We start from the raw sequence: 17,541 nt of genomic DNA on the forward strand, positions 1-17,541 counted from the left end.
CTCAGACTTCCGTTTCTGTCTCGTGGGCCAGGGTGGAGTCGAAGGCGGCGCGGAACTCGGAGACCGGGGCCTCGCGCTGCCAGGGGATCAGGGCTGTGTCGAGCCGGGCGAGCTCGTTGGTGATCCGGCCGGAGCCGGTGTCGGCGGCGACGGTCAGCGCGTGCATGCCGACCGTCGCGGCCCGCTCCGGATCGCGGGCGCCGGCCAGGGCCACGGCCTGCCGCGCCATGTAGACGCCGCGGTCACGGTGGTAGTCGCCGGGCATCAACTGGATGGCGTGGGCGAAGGCGTCGGCGGCCTGGTCGTGCTTGCCGAGGGCCTCCAGGCCCTGCGCGCGGTGGACCTCCACGTACGACGCGTTCAGCCACACGCCCCACGGGGTGGGATCGGCGGAGGCGCCATCGAGGGCGTTGCGGACATCGTCGATGGCCCGCTCGCTCTCGTCGGCGTCACCGCGCAACGCGTGTCCGTATGCCTCGTAGGTGCGGGCCACGGCGGCGAGCCGGCTGCGGGGCCGCGCCATCCGCTGGGCGGCTTCGGCCAAGTCGACGACGTCGACCAAGTCCGCTGTGTCACCAGCCAGTTGTGCCTTGCGGGCCATGACGTAGGTGGTCAGGTCCGTGTCGCCGACCGTGTACGACCACTGCATCGCCCTGTCGAGCCAGTACGACGCGGCGTCCGGGTTGCCCAGGTCCTGGTGAAGCCAGGACAGGAATTCCCCGTACTGCGTCTGGAGCTCCATCAGGTCGCGCCGGTCGGTGCCCTTCGCCTCCCGGCGCAGCTGCTGGATGACGTCGATGTAGTCGCGCGTGGTCTTGAGGGCGTGGCGCGGCCCGAGAAGGTTGTCGCCGTCGATCAGATGGCGGCGGGCGCGGCGCAGGTGCTCAACCGGTGTCGAGCCGTAAGCCGACGCAGCCCGCGCCTTGCGAACCAGGCCCGGCACGCCGTCAGAGTCCGCGGCCGCCGGCGAGCCCATGCCAACCGCCGCAGCGGCTCCCAACCCCACCCCCGCGCGCAGTAGTGCACGCCGTTCCAGAGCCACCCAGACCACCGACCCATCACGTAGACGACACGGGACCGAGATCCCCTCACCGTCCGACGCTGCCTGGTCAGCCACCGCCAAGGCCAGGTTCACCGACGACTTGGCCACATGAACGGGCGGATTGGCCACATGGTCACGCTCGTCACCGATCCGCTCCCAGAGGCGGAGCAGCATCCCGCTGGCGTCCAGGGCGCCGTCCAGGAGCGCCGCCTGGGTGCGGTCGGCGGGGCGCTCCGCTCGTTCGAATCGCCCCAGGTGGGCGTGGTCGATGCGGGTCCGCTTCGAGAGTTCGCGGAGGCTGAGACCTCGCGAATTCCGCAGCTCGCGCAGCTGGTAGCCCCAGTTGTGTAAGGGGGACACCCAGGGCGTCAACTCCCTCGGTTTCTGTGCCATCCCGCCCCAATCCTGTGGCTGATGTGGCCAGTTCGCCCGGCCACATGTCAGATCTGGAACTTGTAGCTCCCCGGGCTTAGAACCGAAGCAACGGTTTCCGAGCCCAGCGAGGGGGTGTTGCTCAGTGAGTGCTGTCGGGCAGTTCGGTCTCCAGTTCAGGTCCGCCACCACGGCTGTAGTTGGCCGCGCGCTGGAACAGGGCTCCGCTGCTGCGGTCGGCCGCTTCCACGGTCCGGACGTGCACGAATCCACGGTCGCTGTAGTACCGCTGGAGCTCGTCGTTGGAGCGCCACGCATCCAGGCGAAGCAGCTGCTTGCCCTGCTGGAGCGCTTCCCGTCCAGCCCAGTCGAGCATGGCCGAACCAAGGTCCTGTCCTGCTACGTCGCGACGCACGACCATGCGGTGCACGTAGAGCGCGGGGTCGCTGGCCTCGGATGGGGTCCAGAAGTCAGGGTCGGCGTGCTCGTCGACAGTGATGGTCGCGACCGGCGCACCGTCTGCTTCGACGATCCAGCACTCGCCAGCTTCGATGTTCGCCTTGATGCGTTCCTCGCGGGGCGGGTACTGCCACTGGTCGATGCCGCGCTCGTTGAGCCACGAGGCGGCGTGTTCCCAGAGGTCGATGACCGTACGCAGATCGGTGGCGACGGCAGGGCGGATCGTCAGGGCGTCCGCGACCGGTGGCCGGCTGCGTTCGTAGGTGATGACGTGCCGGTCACCTGGCAGGACGTTGACCACCGCGCGGACGGGCCTTCCATCCTTGGTGAAGCCGGTGCACAGGTGCACGGCGACGGGCGTGCCGGGGCCGAGCTGGAGGCGGTCAGCCTCTTCGGGCGTCGGCATCCGGACGTGCAGCTCATCGAGGGCACGGACCTGCTCGTGCCCCAGTTCCGCCAGCACGACGTTCGCGCCGCGGGCAATGTCGTCCGGGTTCATGATCTCGCTGTTCTGGACCAGGGACAGCGGGAAGTGGGAGTCGTTCGTGTTGTACGGGATGCCGTCGACGAACCGGACGCGCCGGCGAACAACCACCAGCTCGCCCTCGTTCATCTGGAGGCGCTCGCGGACGTGTCGCGACGGCGTCTCCACCTTCACCTCGATGTACTGACTGGCCTCCCGGCCTTCCTCGTGCATCTGAGTGAGGAACTGGTCCATCTCCGGCGACAGTGGACGCTTTCGGAACTCGCCCTGCGGTCGGTACACCATCGGTCGCCGACTGCGGACGAAGTAACCGCGGGGCCGGTCACTGATGATGAGACCTTCGTTGACCAGGACTTTCAGCCCCTGCACGGCCGTCGAACGAGTGGTGTCCCATTCGGTCGCGATCTCTGCTTCGGTCGGCAGCCGGTCACCCGGGGCCAAGGTCCCGTCGGTGATCTGAGCGCGGAGTTTGTCCGCGATGCGCTGATAGAGGGCCCGTGCCCTGCCGCTGACTGCCATGGGAGATGTCTACATGCCCGCGAATGACTAGTCAATGTAGGCGAAGAGCTTGACCTCGTGTCGCGCACCGTGCATGCTTCATTGCGTCGGGCATTGAGTAGTCAATCTAAGTCGACTACTTGAAGTCCGATCTGACCAGCACCATCGCAGCAGATCGCCACTTCGGTGGCCGGAGTCCAAAGCCCTAGCCACATCGGGGCCCGAGGCACCTCTAACTCCTCCGCCCATGGTCTGCAGCGAGCACCACCCCGCAGCGCTGATGCGTTGTCCGTCCTCCGGGACCGCCGGTTCGCCGTGCGGCCTGGAGGGCGGAGAGAGCACCTGCGACGCACCCTGCCCCTCCGTACGAAGGAGCCCTCATGGCTACGCGAACCCGTGACCTCGCCGCTCAGAAGCGTCCGCGCCGGGCCCGGTCCCGCGCCATCAGCACCCTCCCCCCGCTCGTCGTCTCCAGCCTCAAGCCGCACGAGGTCGACTTGGCGTACTCCACGCTGGTCTGCCCCACCTGCCGCACCTGGGTGCCGATCAGCACGCCGCACAGCTCGCGGCCCAAGCTGGTCCCCCACCACACGGAGAAGGCCGGCACCGAAGACCCGATCCGCTGCCCCGGCAGCCACCGCCTGGTCACCGTCAACCTCACTGTCGACCAGTGGTTCCAGCGACTGGAAGAGGGCCTGACCCAGACGAACGGGCGACGCTCCACCCGCGTGATCCGCAAGCCGAAGACGGGTTCGACCCCCGCCGTCATGCAGATCGTCGGCGGCACCGTCGACGACAAGACGGCCCGCAAGCTGGACGAAGCCCACGTCCGCGGCTGCTCCAGCTGCTCCATCAAGGACGACAAGGGCAACATCCTGCGCGCCGCCGACCTCACCGCCCGGTGCACGGACGGCCGCCGCCTTGCCCAGCTCGCCGCGCACACCAAGCGCCTCGCCCCCGCCCGCCGCAAGGCGCAGATGGACCGCGAGGACTGGAACGACCGCCGCGCGTGGGGCCTGCGCCTGCTGCACGAGCAGCAGTGGCAGAACGCCTCGGAGTCAGTCTCCGACGCCGACCTCCGGCGCGTCCGCGACACCCTGGCCGCGCTGATCCAGACGCTCAACCCGCGGAAGGCTGACGCCCCGCAGCTCACCGACTGGGAGCGCGCCGACCTGATGAGCGCGATCACTCTCCTGGCGACGCAGGAAGAGCAGCTCACCCGGTAGGACCCCACGACGAACGACCACGGCCCCGGCCACCCCGCAAGAGGGGGTGGCCGGGGCCGTGGCTGCTCGTACGAACGGCCTGAACAGCACGACAGCCCCGGCGACTTGAGACCCCCGGGGCTGTCCAGGACCTGAATCGGAGGACCTGATGCGAAACAGCATCGCACGCCCGCTCGGCAACACGGACTCGGACCCGGACATGGACGAGGCGCTGCGCCGGGCGAGGGGCGGCAAGTGATGAACGCGATCACGAGCCTGACCGACGCGGAGCGCGAGGACCTGTCGAAGAAGAACAGCGAGCAGAACAAGCGGTCGGAGAACAACCGCCGCTGACCGATCCCCCGGCATTGCCCGTCGGCCCCGCCCGCTCACCCGGGCGGGGCCGGCGGAGAGCGTCGGGAGCTCACCCCCGCTCCGGCCATCCGGCCGCAGACACGCGAACAGCCCCGGGGATTGCGCCCCCGGGGCTGTCGAACGGACCTTCTGGGAGGCCCTGATGAACCGCTCCATCGTACGCACCCCCTACTACGGCGCCGTCGCCACGAGTGACACCGAGGCCCCCCGCGCGCTCTGCGCCGACGAGGACCCCGAGCTCTTCTTCCCGATCGGCGATACCGGCCCGGCGCTGCTCCAGGAGGACGAAGCGAAGGCTGTCTGCCGTCGCTGCCCGCTGATGGAGTCCTGCCTCCAGGGCGCGCTGGAGCGAGGCGAGAACTACGGCGTGTTCGGCGGCCTCTCCGCGAAGGAGCGCCGCTCCCTCAAGCGCCGCGCCGCCCGCAACCGCACCGCCTGACGGGAGCGGCGGGCAACTTCCGGCCCGCCCCGCAGCACCGCCGCACAACGGCTGTCCGCACCACGGGCGGCCGGTCCCTTCGCACGTCTCGGCCCGGGAAAATCCCGGGATCGCTTCCTCCCCGCAGGAGAGCCCATGCGTAGCAGCACCCAGCTCGGCACCGCGACGACCGGCACCACGCTGCCGGACTCGCTGTGCACGCACACCCCGAAGTGCCCGTCGGCCGCCAGCCCGGACCGGGAGGCCGCGCACGTCGTGGCCGCTCACCCGGAGCAGGGCTGGAGCCTGCTGTGCAACGCCGTACTGATGTTCGAGGACACCGGCGAGCTGCTCCCCGACGGCCGGGTCGTCGCCCCGCACCGCCCCTTCGCCGCGGTCTGACGGCTGCCTGATCCGCCCGTACCGGCCGCCGAACCCCGGCGGCCGGGACGGGCGGTGACTGGGAGCCGGACAGCCCCGGCCCCACCGGCCCCGGCCGGTGTACGCGATGTGAGGAGAGCACGTGACCCAGCCCCAGACGCAGGCCGTACAGCCGAAGGCCACCTACATCAAGGGCGACATCGTCCTGTTCCGCGACGTCGAACGGTTCTGGCTGGGCAAGCCCGGCCACACCTGCGTCGGCAGGGTGGAACGGTCCTGGCGGCACGTCGACACCGGCAAGGTCCTCTACGACCTGACCGAACTGGGCAGCCTCAGCTACCGCGCCGGAATCGACCCCGACTACATGCGGGCCCTCCCGGCGACGGACGCGATGCACGACATCGACACCGCGCCGCTGAACGAGACGGACACCGGGGCGATGACCCCGGCCGCCGTCGCCTGGCTGCGCCAGCACCTCGTACAGGACGCCGCCGCGCTGCCCGCCCGGCGCTGACCACCCAGCACAACGGCCCTCCAGGCCCCCGGCATTAGAGCTGCCGGGGCCCCGGAAGGCCTGGTCACGACCCTACCCACCGCCGTAGATCCACGGTGCCCCTCTGCACGGAGGCGCCCGGAAGAGAGGAACCCCGTGGCCACCAAGCCCGCCACCCGCCGCAGGCGCCAGCCCGCGGCGACCACGAAGCCCCGCAACGGGCGCGCCAAGGCGACACCGCCGCCGGCCTCCATTCCCGCCCAGGCCGCCGCCCCCGAGGAGACGGTGCCGCTGGTGCACCCGGAGGCCGACCCCGTCCTGGCCGACGCCGCCGACCGCGCTGCCGACCTCCGGGACCTGGCCGCCGACGACGCCGCGCGCGTCCTCGCCGACAGCGAGGTCCGCGCCGCTGAGCTCCTGGACGGCGCCCGCTCGGAGGCCGTCTCGATCACTGAGGCGGCCATCACCGAGCGGGCCCGCGTCCTGGCCGACGCGCAGACCGACGCCGACCGGGTCCGCACGGACGCCGCGACCGCTGCGGTCGCCGACGCCGACCAGGTCCTGGCCGACGCCGACGCAAAGGCCAAGCAGCTGCTCGCCGACGCGCACGCGGAGGCCGACACCGTCACGGCGACGGCGTCCGGCGAGGCCGACCAGGTCCTCGCCGCCGCCAATGAGGCTGCCGAGCAGTTGCTCGCCGACGCGCGCCACCAGGCGCAGGAGGTCACCACCGCGGCGGCCGCGCAGGCCGACATGGTGCAGGCGGAGGCCGCGCAGGTCCTCGCCGACGCGGAGACGAAGCGCACCGAGCTGCTGGCGGCGGCGGAGCGCACCGCTGCCGAGACCCGTACCCGCGCCGCCACCGACGCCGAACAGCTCCTGGAGCGGGCGCGGGGCGAGGCCGACCGGATGCGCGAGAGCGCGGACGACCAGGCCGCGCAGGTGCGGGCCGGGGCGGAGAAGATGGCCGCCGGCCTTCGTGCCGACGCCGACCGCGCCCTGGACGACGCCCGCACCTCCGCTGAGGAACTGCGGGCGGCGGTCGACAAGGACGTCGTCCGGCTGCGCGAGCAGGCCGAAGCCGACGCGAAGACGGCCCGGGAGGCGGCGGCCAAGGCCACGGCCGACCAGGCCGCCGCCGCCCAGGCCCGAGCCGAGGCGGACCGGGTCCTCGAGGCGGCGACGGAGCGCACCGTGCAGCGGGCCCGGCGCCGGGAGATCCGGACCGAGTCCCGTGCCGCGCGGCGCAAGGCACGAGCCGACGCCCGTCCCGCCGGCGGTGTCCCGCCGCTGTCCGGGCAGGAGCTGGTCCTGGTCGCCGGGATCGTCCTGGCGGCCGCGGTCGTCTCCACCCTCGGTCTGCTGTCCTCCTACACCGCGCTGGAGACCAAGGCGACGGGGTGGGGATGGGAGTGGCCGTGGCTGCTGCCGGTCGGCATCGACGTCGCCATCCCGGCCTTCACCGGCGCCAGCCTGGTCCTGATCCGCATGGGCATGGAGCTGCGCTGGATCCGCTGGGTGCCGCGCGCGCTGACGGCGGTGACCGTGTACCTGAACTGGAACGCCTCGGACTCCGCGTCGGGGCGCCTCGGGCACGCCGCCCTCACGCTGCTGTGGGTGGTGTTCTCGGAGATCGCCTCCCACGTCTACGCGACGCGGATCGGCGCGGTCACCGGCAAGGTGCGGATGGAGACGGTGCGGCGCTCGCGCTGGATCCTCGCCCCGATCCCCACCGCCCGCCTTCGCCGCCGGATGATCCTGTGGGAGATCACCTCCTACGAGGAGGCGCTCACCCGTCTCCAGGAGCAGACGTACCTGCGAGCGCAGCTCAAGGAGGAGTACGGGTGGCGGTGGCGGAGCAAGGCTCCGCTGGAGCAGCGGATGGCGCTCAAGCTCGGCTCCGCGCCCGCCGCGCTCGCCGACACGCTCACCCCCGAGGACGCGCTCACCGTCGAACGGGTGGAGGAGAGCGAGCACGCTCGCCCCGACGCGAGCGCGCTCACCTCCGGGGAGACGCGCGGCGAGCGTGAGCGCCCGGCGCTCACCTCCGGCGCTCACGAGGGTGAGCGCGCCACGGAGGAGACGGACGCTCAGCGAGCGGACGGCGCGCTCACGCGCAGCGAGAGTGACGCGCTCACCGAGCGCCGCCACGCTCGTATCCGCCTGCTCTACACCGAGCTCGGGCGCCGCCCGCAGTGGACCGAGATCCGCGACGCGCTCACCGACGCGGGCCTGTCCGACGAGCCGGTCTCCCGCCCGACCGCTCAGCGTCTGCGCGCTCAGGTCGAAGAGGCCACCCCGGGCGCGTAGGTGAGCGCCCGGTGAGCGCCGACGCGCTCACCCCTCTCGGTAGAACCCCTGCCGCTCATGGTCGTCCCCGGTCCGCGCCCACGCTCCCGAGCGTGAGCGCGGACCGGTGGCGGCCACGGCCGGCAGGCCGGACATCCCTTCACCGCATCCCGAGCGCGGTGGAGCGCACCTCCCTGGCCCTGCCGATCGGTTGCGGGCCCCCTTTCCCCCTCCCATCCCCGCCGGGCGCGCCCGGAGAAGGAGAAACCGCAGCTCATGGATATCAACGCACTGTTCACGGATGAGGGCCTGCGGGCCTTCACCGCCACCGTCCGCGACCAGCACGTTCGCGACGCCCAGCAGTACGGGCAGATCGCCGACATCGTGCGCCGGCGCCTGGAGCAGACGCCCATCGAGGGCGACCGCTGGATGGCCAAGAAGATCCGCGCCTGGAAGGTGTCGCGGCAGCTCAAGGCCATGCAGAAGGCGTCCGGCGAGGCCGCGAGCAAGGCGGAGGCCCTGTACGCGACCTACGTCAACGAGGTCCTGGAGCTCCCGCAGCGCCGGGCGGTCGCGGAGGCCAAGAAGCTGGAGCGCAAGAACAGCCGCCAGACCGCCGTCGGCGCCGCCGTCGCGAGCTCGCTGAACAAGACGGTGACGTCGCTCAACTCTCCCCAGGAGCAGGCGCCGGACACGGTCCCGCAGGCGAGGCCGGCGGAGTTCGTGGCCCCGGACAACCCCTGGAACCAGTGGCCGATGGCGGCCGGTGGTGAGCGGCCGACCAGCACGATCAACGACTACTTCCCGAAGGGAGAAGGGCGTTGACGACGCCTCGGCAGACGCAAAACCGCGCGAAGCACTGGAACGCGCGGATCGCGGAAGCCACGACCGACAAGGAGCGGGCCGGGGTCTGGTACGACGCGTGCCGGACCCTGGCGCTCAAGGCCGAACGCGAAGGTCGTCCCGAGGTGTGGCGCAAGCTCACCGAGGAGTTGCACGACTTCTTCAAGAACAACGGAGGGTGACGAAGTTCTTCTTCATCACCGCCTCTTCCTCGCCGCCTGGAGCACCCCAAGGCGCGCGCGTGCCGTGCGCGCGCGAGGGTGCCCCAGGCGGTGACCGTCTGTCAACTCCGAGAGGGAGACGTCATGGCCGACGACGACGGCCCCAACAACTTGATCCACTTCCCACGCGTGGGCTACACCGCCCCCGCTGAACCCCCTGCGGAGACGCCCGCTCCGGCCACCGCCGACGTGCCGTTCGCGGCCACCGCCGACGTCTCCCCGGCCCCCGCAGACGCCCCCGAAGCGTTTGCACCCGCGATCCGCACCTCGCCCCTGGACACCATCTCGGCGCTGCCCGAGCCCGGTCTGGGGACCCCGTTCGCCGCCGACTCCGAGTCCGCCGCGGCTCCGGCCCAGGCGGGCGCGATGGTCCCGGCGACCTTCCGGCCGGAGGGTGCGCAGCCCGCCGCGCCGCGTCTGGGATCGCTGTCCCTGGCGGCGATCCTCGCGGTGTCCCTGGCGGCCATGCGCGGCATCCACTCCGCTGTCGCGACGGGCCGGGCAAACCGGGAGCAGCGCGAGGCGGTCGCGAAGACTGCGAGCACCGCCAAGGACGGCTCCTCCGGGGGCGGTTCGAAGAAGCAGGTGCAGCCCAGCCACGAGTACGGCCGCAAGATGCTCCAACGTGGTCCTGGCGGGCCGGGAGGCCGCTCCGGCGGCTCCGGTCCGGGCAGGTCCGGGCGGGGCGGCAGCGGCTCGTACAGCGGCTCGGGCGGCCGGGGGCGTGGCGGGTCGACGACCCGCTCACCCAGCGGTTCCGGTGGTGGGCGCGGCGGCGGTGGCTCCGGGCCCGGCCGCTCCAACTCCGGCTCCGGTGGCGGCAAGGGCGGCTCGGGTGTCACCCCGCTCAAGCGCACCTCGCAGGGCGGCGGCGTGAACCTCAAGAAGAACCGCGGCCCCGGCTCCTCCGGGTCGGGCGGCTCGGGAGGTTCGGGCGGCGGCAAGGGACCGGGCAGCGGCGGCGGTGGCGGCGGGCGCAAGCGCTCCCCCAACGGCGCCGGTGGCGGTTCCTCCACCACGAACCGCAAGCGCGGGCCCGGCGGCACCGGGTCCGGGGCCGGCGGTTCGTCCGGCGGGCCGGGCAAGAAGCGCGGACCGGGCTCCGGGACGGGCCCCGGCACCAAGAGCCCCGGCAAGGGCACAGGCTCGGGCGGCAAGACCACGCCCGGCACGACCAGTTCGAAGGGTCCCGGCACCGGCAAGGGCACGGGCACCGGTCCGAAGAGCGGGACGAAGAAGTCGCCGCGCGGTACGACCGGCCCGTCCGGGATCCTGCGGAAGAAGCCCGGCACCACCACCTCCGGCACTGGCCCGAAGACGAAGCCGAAGGGGAAGGGCAGCAGCGGCGCGGGCACCACGGCACCCGGCAGCAAGCGCGGGAAGGGCAAGACCCGTTCCGGCAAGGGCCGGACCGGCCCGGCCTCGGTGCCCAAGACGCCGGGTGGGAAGTCCCGCAAGGGCAAGAAGCTCACGCTCACGCCGGGCATCGCGCACGGCACGTTCGCGTCATCGGTGAAGCAGGACTGCCGCTGCCGCAAGTGCCGACGCTTCCGCAAGGAGTACAGCCGCAAGGTCCTCGGGGCGATGAAGTCCGCGGCCCGGGGCCGGACCACCTTCGGCGAGGCGGTGCACGAGACCGCTGAGAAGCGGCTCAGGCGCCGCCGCAAGAAGATGGGCCCGCCGGTCGTCACGAAGGTCAAGGTCAGGAAGCCGAAGAAGAAGACCGGCCCGAAGACCAAGACCCCCAAGCCCGGCAGCACCACGCCCGCCGGTCCCGCCGCGAAGGCGCCGGCCGGTCCGGCCGCGAAGGCGCCGACCCGCCGCACGCCCTGGTCCACGGCCAAGGCGCGGGCCCGTAAGCGCGCCCGGATGCGGACCACCACGGTCCCCGGGCCTCGCCCGGCGCCGACGCCCGGCACGACCACACCGCCCCCGACGCCGGGTCCGGCTGGTCCTCCGGCAGCTGCACCGGCCCCGGCCGCTGCGGTCGCCGGGGCCGTCACCGCTCCGGCCCCGCCGGGCGGCGGCACGGTGCCGGGCACCGGCGCGCCGCGCCTGTCGCCGTTCGAGGCGATGGGCATGGCGACGTCGGTGGCCGCTCCGTCCGGTCCGATCACGGTTGAGCGGGCCGACTCCCCGGGGTCCGGCCCGTCGACGTCCGGCGCGGGTACTCCCGCTGCCGGTCCCCCGAGCACGAAGGAGAACAGCGTGAGTGACGCCTGGCTGACGAAGTGGGGCAGCGGCAGCGTCGCGGACATGGACGCGCAGCACGAGACCGAGGTCACCCTCGACGACACGCTCGACGTCCTCGAGGAGCTCACCGCGCAGTCGTTCAAGGCGCACGAGACCTGCAAGAAGCTCTCCGTGAAGGCGCGGCAGATCCGGTACGAGCTGGACGAACTCGCCGCCGACCTGCGCTCCACGCACAACGTCATCGGGCGTCTGACCGGCGCCGCGATGGCGAAGCTGGCGGAGTCCATGGAGCTGTTGGCCCGCAAGGCCGACGAGATGGCCATCAAGTCCCTGACGGCCGCGGAGCTCTCCGAGAGCGCGGAGAACGCGATGTTCGACGCCTACCGGCCCCTGGTGCAGGCGACCGAGGACGCCGGCCTGCTCGTGCCCGCCGCCCGCGTCCACAACGAGAACTGAGAGGAGATCAGCACGTGAGCGACAACCTCCCCGCCATTCCGGGCATGAACAACGGCGTCGCCAGCACCGGCGGCGGCGCCAGCAACGGCAACGGCTTCCTCGCCCTCGCGGGCCGGACTGCCAAGCTCGCCGCCTCCGCCCTCTTCCTCAAGGAGGGCATGCACCTGCTCCGCTCCCACATGCAGGCCAACGCGAATGCGGCCATGCGCCTGTCGGAGATGTGCGGCCAGGCCGAAGTCGAGCCCCAGTTCACCTCGATGATCGAGGACACCTCAACCGCCCTCACCGGCGTCGCGGAGGCGTCCGGCGAGATGGTCAACGCTGCCGACGCCGTCGACACCGATGCCCGCGGCTTCAACGGCGCGCACGAGCGGGAGTACCGCCCCGGCTACGAAGCCTCCAACGGCTCCGGAGTCCGGCAGGCCAAGCCCGGCTTCTACCGGCGATCCGGCCGTCGCAGCTGATCAACCCCACCCCGCAACAGCAGGGGCCGGACCCGGATCTGTCGGGTGCGGCCCCTGCTGCTGCCCGCTCCCTGAACGGAGGCAGTGATGAGCACCATCGACCAGGCGGCACCGGCCGTCGACACCGCCAAGCGCGTCCCGGGCCACGTCATCTACCGGCGCGTCCTGGCCGAACGCACCTCCTACGCCCTCGCGGCCGCCGGGATGGCCGTCGGCCCGCAGCTGGACGACAGCGCCTGGTCCTACCTCGCCTCCGGCGGGATCGGACTGGGCACCCTCGCCTGGCTGTATGCGAAGACCAAGGACCCCGATCAGGGCCTGGACGTGCTGACCCGGGCGCAGCGGGCGATCCCGTTCCTGACGGCCGCCGGCACCTACGTGGCGAACCTGATCACCCCCGGCTTCAACTGGTGGGAGGTCGTCGCCCCCGCCGCGTGGGCGTCCCTGATGGGCTGGATGGCGCCGCTCACCCGCAGCGCCGGCCTGGTCCTGGAGCTCACCGAGCATCAGGCGCAGGCCGGCCCCGCCCGGGAGCTGACGTACACCGAGTTCCTCGCCGCGAAGTGGGCGCAGGCCACCGGCGACGGCACCCGCCTGGTGTCCATCGCGCCGTTCCGCGCGGACCGGCCCGACTTCGAGGCCATCGTCGTCGCCCAGGCCGGGAAGGCGGTGCCCACCTTCACCGAGGTGCAGCTGGCCGCCGCATTCGACTTCCCGGTCGGCACCGTCAAGATCCGCCCGGTGCAGGGCTCCGGGCCCGGCCGGATGCGGCTGGTCGCCCGCCCCACCTCCGAGGACGTTGAGGCTGTAGCCGAAGGCATCCGGGGCCTGTGGGATAGCGCGGTCTCTGCCCCGGGCAAGGCCGCCCCCGGCGTCGACCTGGTCAACTACCGGGCGGAGCCGCACCGCATCGTGCTGCATGTCGCCGCCCCGCCGGGAAAGGAGATCCACCTGCCGCACCGGGCGATCTGCTCCGCGTTCGGCATCGATGACCCCTCCCGGCTGGTCATCGAGACCGACGGCATCCGACAGGGCGTCGTCTCCATCTACAAGACGAACCCGCTGATGAAGGTCCGCAAGGCCACCGTCGAAGACCTGACGATGGACTCCAAGGGCCGTATCACCATCGGCGTCTGCCACGACGGCAAGCCCGCCCGGATGCGGCTGTGGGACCCCGAACTGGGCGCACTGCGCGGCATCACCGCCGGCGTCACCGGCGCGGGCAAGTCCGTCCTGCAGAACCTGATCCTCGCCGCGGAGAAGCGCTCCGGCGTCGTCTCCTGGGTCGGCGATGTCCAGGGCGGCATGTCGCTGCCCGAGGCGGAAGGCCGGGTCGACTGGTTCGCCAAGGGCCCGGTGGAGACGCTGCTGATGCTCACGGCCGCGCACGCGGTCATGAAGTACCGCGAGCGGATCTCCAACGAGATGGGCCGCGGCGACTTCGCCCTGAACCGGCCGTGGCCGCTCATCAACATCACGCTGGACGAGATCAACCGGCTGCTGTCCCACCCGGACGAAGCGATGCGCAAGGCCACCGCCTACCTCATCGCCGACATCCAGAAGACCGGCCGCAAGGTCGGTATCGGCATCCGGCTCGCCGTGCAGTCCCTGCACCTCAAGGACCTCGGTGACGACGACGCGATCCGCCAGCAGGGCAAGGTCGGCGCGCTGTTCCTCATGCGCACCGCCTCCTCCTCCACCAAGGAGATGGGCCTGGACGGCATCGCCCCGACCGGCTTCCAGATGGAGAACATCCCCGCCCGGATCTACGAGGACGGGCAGATCGAAGCCCTGTTCTCCGGCAAGGACGACGAGGACGGCGAGTCCACCGCGGGCATGGCGTACATGTTCCTCGACGGGCGCGCCAAGTTCATGCGCACGTTCTTCGCGAAGAAGGTCGACGGCGTCTACCCCGACCTGATCGCCCTGTACGGCGACGAACCGGCGAACGGACTGACCGAGGGCGAGGCCAAGGCCGCGCAGGCCGGGGCCGCGATCTACGGCGTGCGGCACACCAACCCGTACGCCGACTGCGAGACCCTCGCCCAGGCGTTCTCCGACGCACCCGGCAGCAAGCCCATGGCCGGCCCCCCGGCCGCCGACGCCGATGCCGACGGCGATGAGGCACCCGCCCCGTTCGACGCGCCGTTCGGCATCCCGTTCGGGGACAGCGGTCCCGACCTCGGTGAGGAGCCCGGCCTCCAGGACCAGATCCTCGAACTGCTCGCCGACGGGCCCCAGCAGCTCAAGGACCTGCGCGCCGCGCTGCCCGGCTTCCAGCCCTCCAGCGTCAGCAACGCCTGCACCCAGCTCAAGGCGAAGGGCCTGGCCATCTCGCGCAAGCGCGGCCACTGGCAGCTCGCCGACAGCTGACCCGCACCCACCACCCACTCACCGAAGGAAACCGATACCCGTGGCCCTGTCGATCTCCCTGGTCCTGCTCCTCGGCATCATCGTCTTCATCCTCGTGCGCACCGGCTACCAGCGGATCATGCCGGGCATCGCCGTCGCCCTGTTCGGCTTCTTCCTCGCCAGCACCGGCATCGCCCCCACGATCACCAGCGCCGTCTCCTCCGTCACCGGATGGATCAGCAGCTTCTGACCAGCCCGCCCGACCCCGCCGAAACGAGAAGGAGAACACGACGATGAACCGACCCCTGGTGCTCCTGGTCGACGACGCCGCCGACGTCCTGGCGGCCAGCCCCGAGGCCCGCGCGCTCGTCAACGAGCTGCTTCGCACCGGCCGCCGCAACGGCCTGGTGGTCCGCTCCGAGGGCCGCCAGCCGCTGCCGCACTGGCAGTACCCGACGCCCGGCGCGCTCGAAGCCGCCGCCGACCGGCAGCAGTAGTCCCGCCCGCTCCCCCGCCCCTGCGCCCTCCCCGCCCACCCGGCGGGGAGGGCGCCCCGCGTCTGCCCCGAAACGGAGATCACCGTGGACTTCGACCACATCACCCGCCCGCTCACCGACGCCGAAGCCAAGGCCGAAGCCGAGCGGATCATCGCCCGGTCCTTCCAGACCGAGACGCCGCCCGTGCGGCACATGCCGACGTCGTTCCGCGACGACACCCCGCTGCCCGCGTACGGCGACACCCCGCCCGTCCATCAGGACGACAAGCGGATCGTGCCCGCGTGGGCGGCCGGGATCGCGGTCGCCTCCATCGGCGTCGGCGCCGGCATCACCGGCATCGGCTGCGGGGCCTGGCTCGTGCTCCAGGGCCTGGCCTCCGTCACGCTCTACGGCGTCCTCATGGTCACCCTGCCGTTCGCGGGCGTCGCCATGGTCGCCACCGCGATCGGCGGCGCGATCAACAAGGCCCGCAGCGCCGTCACGAACAACGTGTACGAGGCGCCCGTCGTGCAGAACACGCAGATCAACAACACCAGCAACCAGCGCGGGATGTTCTCCCGCACCCGCAACGACGTCCGCTGACCCGGGCGCCCTGCCTCGTATCCGACACCCCGCCACTCGCGCCGGGCTTCGGGTGCGGGACAGGCCGTCCGGCCTCGCGGTCAGTCGTAGTCGATCCAGATCCGGCCGTCGCCGTCGACCTCGGCACCCCGGATCTGCCCGTCGACGATCGCCCCGTTGACCGTCACCTCGACGTCGTACTCCACGTCGATCCACAACACACCGTCGTCGTCGGTGAACGCGGGCCAGATCGTCCCGTCCGTGTCCACGACCTCTTCGAAGACGACTTCCTCCGGCTCATCGCGGGTGAACCACCCCATCGCAGCCGCCTCCCCTCTCCGGTCCTGTCGCACACAGCTTGGCCCACTCGCACGCTCCGTGAACACCGCATCGACAACAAGGAGTTGCCCCGTGCAGTCCAACGACAACACCCCCGGCCAGAACCGCCAGGAGCTCGCCTACCTCCCCGTGCCCTTCCCGAAGGCCCCGCCCAAGCCGCCGCGGTTCGCCGCGCTGCGCGACGGGCTGCGCGACTGGTGGACCCGGGCCTGGGACATCGACGGCGTCCTCTACGAGATGTGGCAGGACGTCCTCAGCGCCCCCGAGGACGGCCCGCGGCACATGGCCCCCTGGATCCGCGCCGTCCTGATGGCGGCCGGAGTGTCCTTCGTCGTCCTGATGGCCAAGGCCGCCGGCGAAGTCGTCCTGGACGCGCTGCACCAGCTGCTCACCGCCGTGCCCAAGGTGCAGGTCGGCGTCGACACCTCCAGCGGCGTGGCCGCCGTCGTCGACCAGCCGGTGCGCACGTACATCGCGCAGCACTCCGCCGGCCTCGCCGTCGAAGGGTCCACCGTCTACACGCTGTGGCTGCTCACCGGCATCGTCGGCCTGGTCCTCGGCTACCTCTCCCGGAACAACGGCGTGCGCGCGATGTGGACCGCGTGGGGCGCGGCCACCGTGTTCATGGTCTGGACGACCACCCCGGCAGCCAGCCGCCCCATCGCGGCCGGGCTCGCCGTCCTCGCCTGGACGTTCCTGTCCGCGTTCGCGATGCGCGGCCTGACCCTGCGCCGCCGCGTCGTTGCCGGGCGTCCCGCGAAGGTCACCGTCAAGCCCGAGATCCACGTCCCCGTCCAGCCCCCGGCCCCGGCCGCCGAACAGCACCCGCACAGCGGCTGCCCGTTCCGGGACTGACCTCCGGTCGCTCCGCCTGGTCCTCGCCCACCCCGTTCCCGGGTGGGCGAGGGCTGGACAGGCCGACCGGCCACCTCGCGCCCCGCCGGCACAGCACGACGTCGGCGGGGCGCGGCGCTTGCTGTCCACCGACATCAGGAGGAACCGCTCGTGCTCATTCCCCGCCCGCGCCGCCGGATCGGCCGGCCCCGCCCGCAGCGCCCCGGCCCCCGCTATCCGCACCGCCCCCACCAACTCCCCGGCGCCTGGAGCCGGTGATGCCCCGCCCCCGGAAGAAGCGCCGCCGCGAGATCAAGCGCGTGCCGCGCAGCACCGCGACGCTGGAGGAGTTCGACCGGCGCGCTTGTCCCGAGGGCCTGGTCACCCGGCGACAGTTACGCGAACTCGGACTGAGCCCCGGCGGACACGGACCGGTCGCGGTGCTGCGCTGCAAGGGCTGCTCGTACCGACCCGCCCAGGCGTGCATCCATCCCACCCGGGCCTGGCTCTACAGCGTGGCGCTCGCCCGGCCCAAGCGCACGCCGACGTTGGCGCAGGAAGAGGCGCTGGACCGGGCGATGGCCGCGAGATCTACGTGCCCGGAATGCAGGCGTCGGTACTACTTCTGCCTCCCGCTGCGTACCCAGGGCTGCTGCGACCCCTGCGCCCGGGGCTACGAGCCCAGCCCGGACACCTACTTCGCTTCCACGGCTCCGGTGACCCACCGGCTCGCCGCCTGATCAACGATCCCCTCGAAGGAGAGTC

Annotated in this window: 18 protein-coding genes; 15 read left to right on the plus strand and 3 right to left on the minus strand. The window is 71.9% G+C overall.

Translation table 11 applies throughout. The annotated features are described in order from the left end of the window. Position 1: 1 nt before the first annotated feature. Together ACGFZA_RS40310 and ACGFZA_RS40315 are read right to left on the minus strand one after the other, a co-directional pair. Complete coding sequence (locus ACGFZA_RS40310; protein WP_393685867.1) at positions 2–1,435, minus strand: helix-turn-helix domain-containing protein; 1,434 nt, start codon at positions 1,433–1,435, stop codon at positions 2–4. 121 nt (positions 1,436–1,556) lie between these two features. Next, positions 1,557–2,876 (minus strand): GNAT family N-acetyltransferase, encoded by a 1,320-nt coding sequence (locus ACGFZA_RS40315; protein ID WP_393685869.1) that lies wholly within the window; start codon positions 2,874–2,876, stop codon positions 1,557–1,559. A gap of 359 nt (positions 2,877–3,235) precedes the next feature. Between ACGFZA_RS40315 and ACGFZA_RS40320 the strand changes: the two genes are divergently transcribed. The 13 genes from ACGFZA_RS40320 (at position 3,236) to ACGFZA_RS40380 (ending at position 15,624) form a co-directional block, all read left to right on the plus strand. Further along, positions 3,236–4,081 carry a hypothetical protein gene (locus tag ACGFZA_RS40320; protein ID WP_393685871.1) on the plus strand — a complete coding sequence of 282 codons (846 nt, stop codon included), beginning with the start codon at positions 3,236–3,238 and terminating at the stop codon, positions 4,079–4,081. Between the two features lie 496 nt (positions 4,082–4,577). Further along, a complete protein-coding gene (locus tag ACGFZA_RS40325; protein WP_393685873.1) occupies positions 4,578–4,874 on the plus strand; it encodes a WhiB family transcriptional regulator in 297 nt (98 codons plus the stop codon). Between the two features lie 192 nt (positions 4,875–5,066). Next, a complete protein-coding gene (locus ACGFZA_RS40330; protein WP_393685969.1) occupies positions 5,067–5,255 on the plus strand; it encodes a DUF5999 family protein in 189 nt (62 codons plus the stop codon). Positions 5,256–5,376: 121 nt separating this feature from the next. Then, entirely contained in the window at positions 5,377–5,748 is a 372-nt protein-coding gene (locus ACGFZA_RS40335; RefSeq protein WP_393685875.1) for a hypothetical protein, read from the plus strand. A gap of 135 nt (positions 5,749–5,883) precedes the next feature. After that, positions 5,884–8,037 carry a DUF2637 domain-containing protein gene (locus ACGFZA_RS40340; protein ID WP_393685877.1) on the plus strand — a complete coding sequence of 718 codons (2,154 nt, stop codon included), beginning with the start codon at positions 5,884–5,886 and terminating at the stop codon, positions 8,035–8,037. A gap of 255 nt (positions 8,038–8,292) precedes the next feature. After that, positions 8,293–8,841, plus strand: coding sequence for a hypothetical protein (locus ACGFZA_RS40345; RefSeq protein ID WP_393685879.1), 549 nt, complete (start codon positions 8,293–8,295; stop codon positions 8,839–8,841). Next, positions 8,838–9,041 carry a hypothetical protein gene (locus ACGFZA_RS40350; protein WP_393685881.1) on the plus strand — a complete coding sequence of 68 codons (204 nt, stop codon included), beginning with the start codon at positions 8,838–8,840 and terminating at the stop codon, positions 9,039–9,041. The genes ACGFZA_RS40345 and ACGFZA_RS40350 overlap by 4 nt, the downstream gene beginning before the upstream one ends. Before the next feature lie 123 nt (positions 9,042–9,164). Further along, positions 9,165–11,729 carry a hypothetical protein gene (locus ACGFZA_RS40355; protein ID WP_393685883.1) on the plus strand — a complete coding sequence of 855 codons (2,565 nt, stop codon included), beginning with the start codon at positions 9,165–9,167 and terminating at the stop codon, positions 11,727–11,729. Positions 11,730–11,743: 14 nt separating this feature from the next. Continuing rightward, positions 11,744–12,193 (plus strand): conjugal transfer protein TraB, encoded by a 450-nt coding sequence (locus ACGFZA_RS40360; RefSeq protein ID WP_266862586.1) that lies wholly within the window; start codon positions 11,744–11,746, stop codon positions 12,191–12,193. Positions 12,194–12,280: 87 nt separating this feature from the next. Further along, positions 12,281–14,566, plus strand: coding sequence for a hypothetical protein (locus tag ACGFZA_RS40365; protein ID WP_393685885.1), 2,286 nt, complete (start codon positions 12,281–12,283; stop codon positions 14,564–14,566). Between the two features lie 40 nt (positions 14,567–14,606). Continuing rightward, complete coding sequence (locus tag ACGFZA_RS40370) at positions 14,607–14,795, plus strand: hypothetical protein (protein WP_054219701.1); 189 nt, start codon at positions 14,607–14,609, stop codon at positions 14,793–14,795. A 43-nt stretch (positions 14,796–14,838) separates the two neighbouring features. Further along, entirely contained in the window at positions 14,839–15,042 is a 204-nt protein-coding gene (locus tag ACGFZA_RS40375; RefSeq protein ID WP_393685887.1) for a hypothetical protein, read from the plus strand. Positions 15,043–15,126: 84 nt separating this feature from the next. Then, positions 15,127–15,624 (plus strand): hypothetical protein, encoded by a 498-nt coding sequence (locus ACGFZA_RS40380; protein ID WP_119611691.1) that lies wholly within the window; start codon positions 15,127–15,129, stop codon positions 15,622–15,624. Positions 15,625–15,704: 80 nt separating this feature from the next. Here ACGFZA_RS40380 and ACGFZA_RS40385 read toward each other — a convergent pair whose 3' ends face one another. Continuing rightward, on the minus strand, positions 15,705–15,923 hold the full coding sequence (locus ACGFZA_RS40385; protein ID WP_119611690.1) for a hypothetical protein: 219 nt from the start codon (positions 15,921–15,923) through the stop codon (positions 15,705–15,707). Between the two features lie 91 nt (positions 15,924–16,014). Here ACGFZA_RS40385 and ACGFZA_RS40390 point away from each other — a divergent pair, with 91 nt between their 5' ends. Further along, a complete protein-coding gene (locus tag ACGFZA_RS40390) occupies positions 16,015–16,797 on the plus strand; it encodes a hypothetical protein (protein WP_393685890.1) in 783 nt (260 codons plus the stop codon). 257 nt (positions 16,798–17,054) lie between these two features. Then, entirely contained in the window at positions 17,055–17,516 is a 462-nt protein-coding gene (locus ACGFZA_RS40395; protein WP_393685892.1) for an RRQRL motif-containing zinc-binding protein, read from the plus strand. Positions 17,517–17,541: the final 25 nt, after the last annotated feature.

It is taken from the genome of Streptomyces sp. NPDC048211, assembly GCF_043202315.1.
GTDB lineage: Bacteria > Actinomycetota > Actinomycetes > Streptomycetales > Streptomycetaceae > Streptomyces.